Source organism: Epilithonimonas sp. (assembly GCF_056329745.1).
This window is the reverse complement of the sequence record NZ_JBWEYV010000016.1, coordinates 1-14,039: the sequence shown is the minus strand read 5'-3', so window position 1 is coordinate 14,039 and position 14,039 is coordinate 1. Positions and strand designations below refer to the sequence as shown.

Genomic DNA, 14,039 nt, shown 5'->3' with positions numbered 1-14,039 from the left:
CCAGTCTATAGTGCTATTGTGTATTTATAGCCGTGTCAGCGTAGGTAATACTTAAATTTCATTACTCCATTTTTACGATTAACAGAATAAATTATGCTTACAAAAATCATTGGGTTTTCTGTAAAGAACAAACTCATTATAGCATTACTGATTCTTGGTTTAATAGGCATTGGCTCTTATCAGGTAAGCAATTTACCGATTGATGCCGTACCCGATATTACCAATAATCAGGTGCAAGTTATTACTATAGCTCCTTCATTTGGAGCAACAGATATCGAACGTCTGGTTACTTTCCCGATTGAGCAGGCGAACTCCAATATTTCCGGACTCAAAGAAATCCGCAGTTTCTCCCGTTTCGGATTGTCTTTGGTTACCATTGTTTTTGATGATGGTATTGATGTGTATTGGGCAAGACAACAGGTGGCAGAGCGGCTGCAGCAGGTTCAGAACGAAATTCCGCAAGGTATAGGAACACCGCAATTGGGACCGATTTCAACCGGATTGGGCGAAATCTACCAATATGTAGTCCGTCCTAAAGAAGGTTTTGAACAAAAATACGACGTTACCGAACTCCGCACCATTCAGGATTGGATTGTGCGTCGGCAGTTACTTCAGGTTAAAGGCGTGGCAGAAGTCAGCAGTTTTGGCGGTAAATTGAAGCAATACGAGATTGCCGTGAATCCCGACCGACTCAATGCTTACGGCATTACCATCAATGATGTTTTTGATGCACTGAATGCCAATAATCAGAACACCGGTGGTGCTTATATCGAAAAAGGACCAACTGTTCTCTACATCCGGAGCGAAGGTTTGGTGGGCAATATTGAGGATATTCAAAATATTTCCATTACCAATAAAAACAACGATGTGCCGTTGTTTATCCGCGATGTAGCCGATGTAAAAATTGGCTTTGCCACCCGTTACGGAGCGATGACTTACAACGATCAGGGCGAAGTTTCCGGTGCAGTGGTAATGATGCTGAAAGGTGCCAACAGCAGTCAGGTCATCAAAGATGTAAAAGCCAAAGTGGCACAAATCCAGAAAACCCTGCCAGAAGGCGTGGTGATAGAACCCTTTCTTGACCGTACCAAAATGGTGAATAATGCCATCAGTACTGTTGAGAGAAACCTTCTGGAAGGTGCATTAATCGTGGTATTTGTCCTCGTTTTATTTCTCGGAAATTTCAGAGCTGGCTTACTCGTGGCTTCGGTGATTCCGTTGGCAATGCTTTTTGCCATTTGTATGATGAACCTTTTTGGGGTGAGCGGCAATCTGATGAGTTTGGGTGCTCTGGATTTTGGGTTGATTATCGACGGAGCGGTCATTATCGTGGAAGCCGTCCTGCATCAACTGGCACTTAATCCCAAGTTCAGGAACCTGCTGAAAATTCCGTCCAATGATATGGACAGTGTAGTCACAGAATCTGCCGGAAGAATGATGAACAGTGCAGTTTTCGGACAAATTATCATCTTCATTGTATATATTCCGATCCTAACATTGCAGGGTATTGAAGGAAAAATGTTCCGCCCGATGGCAGAAACTGTGGCGTTTGCATTATTGGGAGCATTTCTGCTTTCCTTAACCTACATTCCTATGATGAGTTCGGTTTTGTTGAAAAAAAGAAGTTTAAAACCTTCGTGGTCAGACAGGGTAATGAAAAAAGTGGAAGTGCTTTATTTGAAAACTTTGCTGAAAGTTTTACGCATTCCGAAAACCATTTTTGCAATCATCACCATATTGTTCATCACGGCAATAATTCTGCTCAGCAGGATGGGGGGCGAATTTATCCCGTCATTGGAAGAAGGTGATTTTGCGGTGGATACCCGCGTTTTACCCGGCAGTAACCTTACCACCACGATTGAAAGTACGCAAAAAGCAGCCCATATCTTAAAAACGCGCTTCCCCGAAGTGGAAAAAGTGGTCACAAAAATCGGAAGTGGAGAAGTGCCAACCGATCCGATGCCAATGGATGCTTCGGATATGATGGTCATTCTGAAAGACAAAAAAGAATGGACTTCTGCCAAAACGTTTCCCGAATTATCGGACAAAATGAGCAAAGCGCTGGAAGATGTCCCCGGCATAACGGTCGGTTTTCAGTATCCGGTGGCGATGCGTTTTAATGAACTGATGACCGGTGCAAGGCAGGATGTGGTCATCAAAATATTTGGCGACAATCTTGATTCTCTGGTACAAAATGCTAACAAACTCGGTAAAATCATTGAAACGGTAAAAGGTACACAAAACCTTTATATAGAGCCAGTTTCCGGGCTTCCGCAGGTGGTGGTAAAATACAATCGTCCCGTGATTGCTCAGTATCATCTTTCTGTTGCAGATGTCAATCGGGTGATTAATACGGCTTTTGCCGGGCAAAGTACAGGTTGGGTTTTTGAAGGCGAAAAGCGTTTTGATATGGTAGTCCGCCTAAATGCCAGCGACCGAAAAAACATCAATGATATTCAAAACCTATTGGTTCCAACACCGGCGGGCAATCAAATCCCGCTCAATCAGTTGGCAACCGTAGATGTGGTGGAAGGTCCCAATCAAATTCAGCGGGAAAATGCACAACGCCGGATTGTCGTCGGCTTCAACATTAAAGACCGTGATGTGCAAAGCATTGTGGAAGAATTGCAGCAAAAAGTGGACAAGGAAATTAAACTTCCGGCCGGCTATTCCATTACGTATGGTGGTTCTTTTGAAAATCTGAACAATGCCAAACAACGGTTGATGATTGCCGTTCCGCTGGCATTGGCATTGATATTTGTATTGTTGTTTATGGCATTCAAATCCATTAAAGAAAGTCTTCTGATTTACACCGCCATTCCGTTGTCGGTCATCGGAGGTGTATTTATGTTGAATTTACGCGGAATGCCTTTCAGCATCAGTGCTGCCGTTGGTTTTATCGCTCTTTTTGGCGTAGCGGTTTTGAACGGAATTGTATTGATTTCAGAATTTAACCGCCTGCATAAAAACGGCATTAGAAATATCGTCAGAATTGTGATTGATGGTGGCGAAAGCCGATTGCGTCCGGTGTTGATGACCGCCGCCGTTGCCTCTCTCGGTTTTATCCCGATGGCTGTCAGCAACGGAGCCGGAGCAGAAGTGCAGCGGCCTTTGGCAACCGTGGTAATTGGCGGATTGATGTTGGCAACGCTACTCACACTTTTTGTCCTTCCGCTTTTATATGTCAACATCGAAAATGGATTTAAAATGAAAAAACCAAAAAACAAACATATCGCCTCCGTTCTATTGATTTTGCTGCTGTTTTCAGGAATGAAAATGAAGGCACAAACCGTAATTTCTTTAGATGAAGCTATGCAAAAAGCGTTGCAAAACAACCGCAACCTGAAAAACGAAAAACTGCGTTCGGATTATGCCAAAGCATTGATTAAAACTTTCAATGCCGATATTCCACAAACCGCAGTTACGGCAGATTACGGACAAATCAACAGTGCATACAACGATATAAAATTCGGGATTTCGCAGAGCATCGCCTTCCCAACCGTGTATCAGAAACAGAAAAATTTGCATACCGAAGAATGGAAAAAAAGCCAGTTAAATGTTTCGCTTAAAGAATTTGAACTGAAAAAAGCCGTCAGCCAAAGTTATTTCCAGATGATTTATTGGAAAGACAAGGAAAAACTGCTGAATGAAACATTGCAACTGTACACCCAATTTTTAGACAAAGCCAATTTGCGTTTGAAAGCCGGAGAAAGCAATATTCTGGAAAAAACAACGGCTTCCAACCAAAAATCGGCGATTGAGATTCAGTTGAAACAGGTGCAACAGGAAATCAAAACCTTGCAGTTGCAGTTCAGTTGGTTGCTTAATTCCGAAACAGAATATCTTCCTTTGGAAAATTCCAAACCGATTCTTTTGCTCAGTGAAAATGCTTCGCATCCGTTGTTAAATGTATTGGAACAGCAAAAAATGGTTGCCGGCAAACAAACCGAAGTGGAAAAATCCAAACTTCTTCCGGGTTTGCAAATCGGTTATAATCTCAATTCGTTTAAAGGTATTGGTCCTGATGATAAACTGTATTCTGCTACACCACAGTTTCATTCGGTGATGGTAGGTGTGGGCATTCCCATATTTTCCGGAGGGCAAAAGGCAAGAATTAACGCTTCTAAAGTGGCAGAAACTATTGCAGAAAACGATTGGCACAATACGGAATTTGCGTTAGAGAAAAAACAGCAACAGCTGAAGCAAATGTATCAAACGAACCTCGAAATCGTCAACCGTTACGAAACTGCTGAACTGGAAAATGCGGACATCATTACCAAAACTGCACAGCAACAATTCGTTAACGGAGAAATCAATTATCTGGAATTTGTAATGCTCGTCAATCAGGCGGTTTTGCTCAAAAGTAATTATGCCGATGCCCTGTTAAAACTGAACGAAAGCGTGGTTGAACTGAATTACATCACACTTCAATAGTTGATGAACAGACGATTTTAAACCGCAAACAAAATTTTTCAAATCAATATATAATTAGACAAGAAAATGAAAATATTAAAATTATACGGTTCTTATTTTTTGGTCTTGATGGTGCTGCTTTCCGCAGTTCAATGCCAACAAAAACAAGAAACCACCACCACCAAAATGGCCAATCCGAAAGATGAAAACACGGTAACTTTTACCGATGCACAGTTACGTAATGCCCCTATTGAAACCACAGAACTGTCGATGCAGCATATTTCCACCGTATTAAAACTGAACGGAAAAATTGATGTACCGCCACAAAATCTGGTTTCCGTAAGTACACCGTTGGGCGGCTATCTGAAAAGTACCCGCCTTTTGCCTGGGATGAAAGTGGCTAAAGGTCAGGTAATTGCCGTTATCGAAAATCCACAGTTTGTACAGTTGCAGCAGGATTATCTGATGGCAAAATCCAAATATCACTTTGCTCAACTGGATTATAACAGACAGAAAATGCTCAACCAGAGCCAGGCAAGTAGTGATAAAGTGATGCAACAGGCACAATCCGAGATGAACAGTCAGCAGATTCTGATGAATTCCATCGCCCAGCAACTGAAGTTGGTTAATATAAACCCGGCTAAAATATCTGCCGGAAATATTCTGCGGAGCGTGCCAGTTTACAGCACCATCAACGGTTTTGTGAGCAAAGTGAACGTGAATATCGGCAAATATGTAACGCCTTCGGATGTGCTGTTTGAACTTATCAATCCATCGGATATTCACCTCAATTTAAAAGTGTATGAAAAGGATTTGGAAATGCTGAAAACCGGGCAACGGATTGTGGCTTATACCAATGTAGATCCTTCAAAAAAATATGCCGGCGAAATTTTACTTACTGGCAAAGACTTAGATGGCAACGGCATTGCCGATGTGCATTGTCATTTTGAAAAATACGATCCGGCTCTTATTCCCGGAATGTATATGAATGCCGAGGCAGAAACCGAAAATTCTTTTGCCAACGCTATTCCCGAAGAAAGTGTGGTGGATTTTGAAGGGAAAAATTTTGTTTTTGTAGAAGCCGGAAAACAGACCTGGAAGATGGTGTCGGTCACTTTGGGAATTTCCGAAAATGGGTATGTCGAAATCCTCAACTTTGCTGATTTTAAAGGCAAGAAAATCGTAACCAAAAACGCCTATACTTTATTGATGAAACTTAAAAATACCAGTGAAGATGATGAATAGTACATTAAAATCAAACAACTTAAAAATCTCATTGTTAATTGTTCTCTTTGTATTATTTCCAATGAGTTTCAGTGCACAAACACGTATGGAAACAGCACAGAAACAAGCCAAGGAAAACCAGGAATTGATTTTGCTTAATTTTTCAGGTTCTGATTGGTGCATACCGTGCATCAAACTGCACAAAACTATCATCGAGAGTGATTCTTTTCAACAATTAATTACTGATCATATCATCGTTTATGTGAATGCCGATTTCCCCCGAAACAAAAAGAACCAGCCTACAGAAGCAGTTAAAAAGGAAAATTCGGTTTTGGCAGAAAAATACAATTCTGACGGTATATTTCCAAGTACTCTTTTATTAGATGAATCCGGGAAAATATTGAAAAGATGGGACGGGTTTCCTAAAGAAGACGCTTTAGCATTCAGTAATCAAATCAAAGTAATTTTTCAACATTTACATCAAAAATGATGCTTAAAGAGTTCCGAAAATCACAGAAACTGATGGGCAATCAGTTTGAAATTACGGTTGTGGAAAGCAATGAAGAAAAAGCAATGCATCATATTGAAGCCGCTATTTCGGAAATACAGCGCATCGAAAAACTGCTCAGTACTTTTTTGCAGGATAGCCAGACGAACCAGATCAACGAAAATGCAGGAATTAAGCCGGTGAAGGTAGATTTGGAGGTTTTTAACCTCATCGAACGCAGTTTGCGAATCAGCAAAATTACGGATGGGTATTTTGATATTTCGTATGGCGGCATTGACAAGAGGTTTTGGAATTTTGATCGCAATATGCAGGAACTTCCCGATCAGAATAAGATAAAACAGCATTTGCAACTGGTGAATTATCAAAATATATTGCTGAACAGAGAAGATGTTTCCGTCTTTTTAAAAGAGGAAGGAATGCGCATTGGCTTTGGCGGAATTGGGAAAGGTTATGCCGCAGAAATGGGGAAACAAATTTTGCAACAGCGTGGTGTGCAATCCGGTGTTGTGAATGCTTCCGGAGATTTAACCACTTGGGGGAAACAAGCAAACGGAAAATCCTGGACCATCGGTATTGCCGATCCTAATAATGCCCAATTACCATTTTCTTATATGAACATCAGCGATATTTCTGTGGCTACTTCAGGAAACTATGAAAAATTTGTATCGATAAACGGGAAAAAATATTCGCACACGATTAATCCGAAGACGGGAATGCCTATTTCGGGTATTAAAAGTACGACGATTATTTGTCCCAATGCTGAAATAGCCGATGCCTTAGCAACTCCTGTAACTATTATGGGTATTAAAAATGGTATCAGACTGATCGATCAGATTCAGCAGGTAGAATGCATCATTATTGATGATAATAATCATATTTATTCATCCAAAAACATTCATTTCAAATGAACAAACAATATCCAATAACAGGTCGTGCTCTAAGTGCACTTTTGATATTATTCTTGTTTTTTTCTTGTATAGCCGTTAAGGAATATGAAAAAAACAAACTGAACGACTCCGAAATGGTTTTAGGAAACCGTCCGATTGAAAAAACAGAGCTTAACTTCCAGTCATACCGCGAAGGATCATCTGGCGCAAATGCCGGAAAAGTAGGCGGAGGCTGTGGTTGCAATTAATCATGTTCAATTTTGTTACTCAATAAAATGAAAAAAATATTGATAAGTATTGCTGCACTTTTTGGTTTTTTCCATCTAAAAGCGCAGGAAAATAAGAATACAGAAAAAAGTAGGGAGCTTAGTTTTGAAGAAGCCAATTTAGTTTCCAGTTACTATAACCAAAACGGCAACAATTCTGCAGTAACAGGAGGTATCGGAACAGAAAAACTTTCAGACATATCCAATTCTATAGATGTCGTATTGGTAAAATATGACAAAAGGGAACGAAAAAACAAATTTAGTTTTGATGTGGGGATTGATCATTATACCTCGGCATCGTCTGATATGATAGACCTGAAGGCCAATTCTTCTGCTTCACATGCCGATACCAGAATCTATCCTTCCATAGGCTGGTCTATGGAAAATGAGGAAAAGGGAAGTACTTTGCTGGGAGGCGTGTCTTTTTCGTCTGAATTTGACTACCAATCTATTGGTGCCAATATTGGTTTTGCACAAAAAACCCGTAACAAAATGGGTGAGTTTACTGCAAAATTTCAAACTTTTCTGGATCAGGTAAAACTGATTGCACCAATTGAACTCAGGACAGATAATATTGGAACAAACGGAAGAGAACACGATCATTATAGTAGCAGCGGGAGAAATACATTTGCCATGTCTCTGGCCTATTCACAGATTATTAGCCAAAATTTTCAAATGGAACTTCTTGTGGATGCAGTGCAGCAAACGGGCTATTTGAGTTTGCCTTTTCACAGGGTTTATTTTACTGACAATAGTGTGCATCAGGAAAATCTGCCTAACAAAAGGTTTAAACTTCCTTTAGGAGTCCGAGCCAATTATTTTTTGGGAGATAAAGTAATTCTCCGTACCTATTATCGCTATTATATGGATGATTGGGGACTAAAATCTCATACAGTAAATATAGAAACCCCTGTTAAGATTTCACCTTTTGTATCCGTAAGTCCATTTTACCGCTATTATACGCAGACAGCTACAAAATATTTTGCGCCTTACCAGATGCATACGGCATTTGACGATTATTATACCAGCAATTACGATTTGTCAACATTCAATAGCCAGTTTTATGGTGCCGGTGTAAGATTCAATTTGCCAAACGGACTTTTTGGAATTGAATATTTTAATATGCTGGAATTGAGATACGGTCATTATACCAAGTCCGTTAACATGGTATCTGATATAATTTCTCTCAACATCCGTTTCAAATAACCTTAATAACATCCAAACAATGAAACTTTTAAAAAAAATAATCTTACCGCTGTTGCTTATTCTGTTTATCAGCATCCAATTCTTTGGGGTAACGCCCAATACTTCATCAACAGTACCCGAAAGTGCCATAGAAAATCACTACACTACTCCCGCAAATGTGCAGCAAATCCTGAAAACCAGTTGTTACGACTGTCATTCTAATAACACGGTTTATCCGTCTTACAACAAGGTACAACCCATCAAATGGTGGCTGGCAGAACATATTGCAGATGGAAAAAAACGTCTGAATTTTGATGAATTTAATGCTTACACTACTGATCAGAAATTACGGAAGCTGGAAGAAATTGTGGAAACCGTCAATTCGGGCGAAATGCCCATGACAAGTTACACCCTTATCCATGGCAATGCAAAATTATCGGATGAGCAGAAGCAGCAACTCCGGGATTGGGTTATTACCACCAAAAAGGAAATCAGTCGTAAAGCTATTACCAGATGAAGAGGATTATTTTATTAATCCTGTTGTGCTTATCCTCATGGAGTGTGGCTCAAAATGGGTTGCAGAACTTTGCCCAAAAGCCGTCAGATTCTGCATCGGTATATCAATTCAAATATAAAAAACTGATTGTACCCTCTGTCTTCATCGGGTATGGAATCCTGAGCCTAACTTCTGATGACCTGAAACAGCTCAACCGCTCCACCAGATACGAAATCGGTGAGCATCAGCCGGATAAAATAAAACTGGATAATTATACGCAGTTTGCACCGGCAGTATTGGTTTACGGATTAAATGCTATCGGACTTGAAGGAAAGCATAATTTTAAGGACCGAAGTATTATTTTAGGTACATCACTGTTGATTTCAAGTGCCATTGTATTGCCCGCCAAACATTTGGTAAAGGAAGAACGTCCCGATGGATCCAATGCACTGTCATTTCCGTCCGGGCATACGGCGTTTGCCTTTGCAACTGCACAGTTTATGTTTCGAGAATATCAGGATAGGAATTTTCTGCTGAGTTTGGCAGGTTATCCGCTGGCTCTGTTCACAGCTGTTTACAGGGTTCTGAATGATAAACACTGGGTAGGCGATGTGGTTGCAGGTGCCGGCATTGGCATTCTCTCCACAGAAGTTGCCTATTGGTTGTTCCCGAAAGTAAGTCAACTATTTTCAAAAAAAAATACCAGAAATACTACCCTAGTATATCCATTTTATCAGAGTAAAACAATGGGATTAGGTTTCTCTTTAAACTTTTAAAATTATAAAAATGAAAAATATATTTAAATTCATTATCGTTCTCAGCATTGCCGTAGTGGCACTTGTGCTGGAATTTATTCTGAAAGAACCGTATTATGCTAAAATCTTAATTACCGCAACAGGCATTTTGATGTCCATTGTTCTTCTGAAAGGAATGATCGACGTGCTTCGTTCCGGGAATTTTGGAGTGGATATTTTGGCGATTTCTGCCATTGCAGCAACCTTAGCCGTTGGTAATTACTGGGCGGCACTCATTATCCTGATTATGATTACCGGCGGCGATTCGTTGGAAGATTATGCTCAGAAAAAAGCCCGGAAAGATTTAAAATCACTACTCGATAACACCCCTCGAATTGCCCATAAAAAAACAGGTGACGATTTGGAAGATGTTCCTGTGGATGACATTAAAATCGGCGACATCATCATCGTAAAACCCAAAGAAATTATTCCCGTGGACGGAATTTTACGGAGTGAAGAGGTGCTGCTGGATGAATCTTCGCTTACGGGTGAATCCAAACCAGTCAACAAAACAAAAGGAAACAGCCTATGGTCGGGTTCGGTGAATGGTTCGGGAGCCATTACTATTCAGGTTTCCAAACTCGCCAAAGACAGCCAGTACCAGCAACTCGTACAGTTGGTACATAATTCCGAAAAAGAGCCGGCACATTTTGTGCGAATGGCAGATCGGTACGCTTTGCCTTTTACCATCGTTGCCTTTTTGATTGCCGGAATTGCTTATTTGATTACCAAAGATCCTAATCGAATTGCCGAAGTTTTGGTGGTAGCTTCGCCCTGCCCATTAATTCTTGCGGCTCCCATTGCCTTGATTGCAGGGATGAGCCGTTCAAGCAGAAATGGCGTGGTGATAAAATCTGGAACCGTCATCGAAAAGCTGGACAGAATGAAAGCTATCGCCTTCGATAAAACCGGAACATTAACAAAAGGTGATCTTACCGTGGACGACATAATCCCGGAAAATTCTTATTCGCAGGATGAACTGGTTGATTTTGTAGCTAGCGTGGAACAGCAATCTTCCCACGTTTTGGCGGTTTCGGTGATGAAATATATCGGCGATAAAACGATTCCTCTGGCAACAGATTTAAAGGAAATAGAAGGAAATGGCATTGAAGGAAAAGTTGATGGCAAACTGGTGAAAGTGGGTAAACTGAGCTTTGTAACGACTGAACCCATTCAAATTAAAACGGAAAAAACCTCGTTGTTTGTTTCGGTGAATGACAAATATGCTGGGGAAATCACCTTTACCGATGAAGTGCGTCCCGAAGCCCGGCAAACCATTGCCCAATTAATAAAAATGGGTATCCAAAAAATTATGATGATTTCCGGCGACAAGCAAAATATTTCTGAAAACATTGCCAAAGAAATTGGCATTACGGAAGTACACGGTGGCTGTTTGCCCGAAGACAAACTGAAAATCCTGAAAAGCATGCCCGGCGAATTTCGTCCGGTTGTAATGGTGGGTGATGGGGTGAACGATGCACCGTCGTTAACCGTTGCCGATGTAGGCATTGCGATGGGCGCTAAAGGGTCGAGTGCCGCCAGCGATTCGGCAGATGTGGTGATTTTAAGAGACAATCTGCAAAAAGTGAGTGATACCATTCTCATTTCCAAAGAAACAATGAAGATTGCCCGTCAATCCGTTTTCATTGGCATTGCTGTTTGTACTGTGCTGATGCTGATTGCCGCTTTTGGCATTTTACCTGCATTAATTGGAGCCGGATTGCAGGAAGTGGTGGATGTGATTTCCATTACCTCTGCATTAAGGGCTTTGAAAGATAGGGTGTAACCATAAGTTAATTGTCGATAATGTTAAGTAAGGAAGTTCTTAAAAGGTTGCTCTCCAAGCAAAAGAAAACCGTCCATAAAAATCGAAGGACAAAACCTCTATTATCCTGTTTACATCACTGTAAATAATGACCTGTTGAAAGGCATCAAAAAGTTGTTAAAATAGAACCGCTTCACGTTAAGTAATTTTAAAAGAGAGTTGTCTCACAAGTGTAGTGCCCCCAAAAGTTAGATATCTATTGGGGGAATTTTTATGAGAAAAACAAGAAACATGCAATTACTTTAAGTTGCAAATTGTATCACGAATCCTTAGTGGAGAGGTTTCATTATCTAGTCTTGCCAAAGAACATTCGTTATCAGTAGGCATGGTGGACATTGGAAGGAACAATACGAAAACTTTGGTATTGAGTGATTACTTCCCATTATATGATATAAAAGTCATTTTTCATGTAAGAAATGGGAAAATAATTTAACATTAATTAAGCCACCCTTTTAGCCACCCTTTAAAATAAAAATCCTCTGATAACCGTAGTTTCAGAGGATTTCTTGTACCCAGGACCGATACAAAACCCTGAAAATATCAGAAAACAAAAACAAACAAACTTCTGATTATCAGATAATTACTATTTCATTCTTTTAGCTTTTATTCGTTTATATTCCTATTTTTCCTTAATTAGTGTCCCTATTTTGTCCCTCGATAAAAATTAATTATTAGCTTTGTGAAAGAAAGGAAAAACAAAAGTAAATATAAATTTTGGTTATGATTGCAAGACGAGGGACAAAGAAAAACAACGTAACATTGAGGGAAAAACCATTGGCAAATGGCAATATTTCGCTTTTTCTTGATATTTACAGAGACGGTATAAGGGTAAAAGAATATCTTAAACTTTATGTTGTTGCAAAACCCAAAAACAAAGACGAAAGGGCGGCGAATAAAGAGACTTTACAACTTGCTGAAGAAATTCGGACAGCAAGGCAAAGTGAACTCAATCATTCCGCTTTTGGTCTCATAAGTCCGGTTAAACAGCGAGCATATTTATATGATTATTTTCAAAATTATATCGATGCTTACACCAAAAAAGATATTCGGATGATTGTGGGAGCGTTCGAGAGATTCAAGGATTTTATGGCGAAGGATTATCCTCATCGCAAACAAAAAATACGTTTTGATGAACTCACGCCTGATATGATAAAATCGTATGTTGAGTATTTGCAAGATCATTCTATTGGTGAAGGGGCGGCTAGTTATTATCAACGCTTTAAAAAAATAATCAATAGTGCAGTAGATAAAGGAATTATCTTAAAAAGTCCTTGCACAGGCATTCAATGTATTGTTGATGAAAATAGTTTGAAAAAGGACGTGCTTAGCTTAGACGAAATCCAGCAACTTGCGCAAACGCCCTATCAAAACACCGAAGTCCGCAGAGCATTTCTTTTTTGTTTATATGCAGGGTTGCGCTATTGCGATGTGATTGATTTGAAATACAGTAATGTAGATTATTCGGGAAAACGCATCAAATTTGAACAAACTAAAACTAAAGGACACTCCAAAAATTCGGTAGTAATTATTCCATTAAACCAAACATTATTACAGCTCATAGGCGAACCCCCCAAAAAAAATGATTACATTTTTTGCTTACCTAGCCATACAGGATGCCTAAAAGCGTTACGAACTTGGGTGAAACGTGCGGGAATTGATAAACACATTACTTGGCATTGCGCTCGACATTCTTTTGCTGTTAATCTTTTGGGCGAATGCCAAACGGACATTAAAACAGTTGCAAGCCTTTTGGGGCATTCAAGATTGAAACATACCGAAAAATACACACGAGCCGTAGATTCGCTAAAAGAAAAAGCGATCAATGCACTACCAGAAATTAAAATGGATTTGGTGTAAATTATCTAAAGATGAGTAAATTAGAACGCAACATAAAAAACATACAATATTTTGCAAATCAATGTATTGATAAGGTTTACACTTCATTTTCGCATTCCTATTCCATTAAACAAGACTTGCTGAATGAAGAACAGTTTAATAATGCAACTAAAAAAGAATTAGAAAAGATTTCTGACGAATTAATGATTTTGCTTCGAGGAAACCCCATTTTGAAATCCTTATCGGATTATATCGAAACAACCGATTTTCTTTGGGAAAGTCCGTTTATAGAGATGTTGTCTCCCGAAGAAAAGAAAAAATATGCAGAATTTAACATTGTGTTACTCGTTGTCAAAAATTATACACAAACTCCAATGCTATATAATGAGGGAATTCCCTACTTATCGGCAATTATCAATTATAAGGCGTTCCATCTTTATTCAAAACATCTGAAAAGTCTAATTAAACCTGAAAAGCCTCTAAACGCTACTAATTTTCAATTTGTAGAACCCCAGAAGAAGAAAGAGCATAAAGTAAAAAAAGAAAATAAAGAGCAAAATTTCAGAACAAATTTTGAAGATTGGCAGATAAACATTTTAACAAAG

At 39.5% G+C, this 14,039-nt stretch carries 11 protein-coding genes; all 11 read left to right on the top strand.

From position 1 onward, the window contains the following. The first annotated feature begins 93 nt into the window (after window positions 1-93). Window positions 94-4,434 (top strand): CusA/CzcA family heavy metal efflux RND transporter, encoded by a 4,341-nt coding sequence (locus AC00Y6_RS11620; RefSeq protein WP_474490781.1) that lies wholly within the window; start codon window positions 94-96, stop codon window positions 4,432-4,434. Window positions 4,435-4,500: 66 nt separating this feature from the next. Further along, a complete protein-coding gene (locus tag AC00Y6_RS11615; RefSeq protein ID WP_474490780.1) occupies window positions 4,501-5,658 on the top strand; it encodes an efflux RND transporter periplasmic adaptor subunit in 1,158 nt (385 codons plus the stop codon). An 85-nt stretch (window positions 5,659-5,743) separates the two neighbouring features. Beyond that, window positions 5,744-6,127 (top strand): thioredoxin family protein, encoded by a 384-nt coding sequence (locus tag AC00Y6_RS11610; protein WP_474490779.1) that lies wholly within the window; start codon window positions 5,744-5,746, stop codon window positions 6,125-6,127. Further along, entirely contained in the window at window positions 6,127-7,053 is a 927-nt protein-coding gene (locus AC00Y6_RS11605) for an FAD:protein FMN transferase (protein ID WP_474490873.1), read from the top strand. Before AC00Y6_RS11610 ends, AC00Y6_RS11605 begins: the two co-directional genes overlap by 1 nt. Beyond that, window positions 7,050-7,280 (top strand): DUF4266 domain-containing protein, encoded by a 231-nt coding sequence (locus tag AC00Y6_RS11600; RefSeq protein ID WP_474490778.1) that lies wholly within the window; start codon window positions 7,050-7,052, stop codon window positions 7,278-7,280. The genes AC00Y6_RS11605 and AC00Y6_RS11600 overlap by 4 nt, the downstream gene beginning before the upstream one ends. A 27-nt stretch (window positions 7,281-7,307) precedes the next feature. After that, window positions 7,308-8,504, top strand: coding sequence for a DUF3570 domain-containing protein (locus AC00Y6_RS11595; protein ID WP_474490777.1), 1,197 nt, complete (start codon window positions 7,308-7,310; stop codon window positions 8,502-8,504). 19 nt (window positions 8,505-8,523) lie between these two features. Then, window positions 8,524-9,000, top strand: coding sequence for a heme-binding domain-containing protein (locus AC00Y6_RS11590; RefSeq protein ID WP_474490776.1), 477 nt, complete (start codon window positions 8,524-8,526; stop codon window positions 8,998-9,000). After that, entirely contained in the window at window positions 8,997-9,755 is a 759-nt protein-coding gene (locus AC00Y6_RS11585; RefSeq protein WP_474490775.1) for a phosphatase PAP2 family protein, read from the top strand. The genes AC00Y6_RS11590 and AC00Y6_RS11585 overlap by 4 nt, the downstream gene beginning before the upstream one ends. Before the next feature lie 10 nt (window positions 9,756-9,765). After that, complete coding sequence (locus AC00Y6_RS11580; RefSeq protein WP_474490774.1) at window positions 9,766-11,559, top strand: heavy metal translocating P-type ATPase; 1,794 nt, start codon at window positions 9,766-9,768, stop codon at window positions 11,557-11,559. Window positions 11,560-12,318: 759 nt separating this feature from the next. Beyond that, a complete protein-coding gene (locus tag AC00Y6_RS11575) occupies window positions 12,319-13,455 on the top strand; it encodes a tyrosine-type recombinase/integrase (RefSeq protein ID WP_474490773.1) in 1,137 nt (378 codons plus the stop codon). Window positions 13,456-13,466: 11 nt separating this feature from the next. Then, a partial coding sequence (locus tag AC00Y6_RS11570) for a hypothetical protein (protein ID WP_474490772.1) occupies window positions 13,467-14,039 on the top strand: 573 nt, incomplete at its 3' end.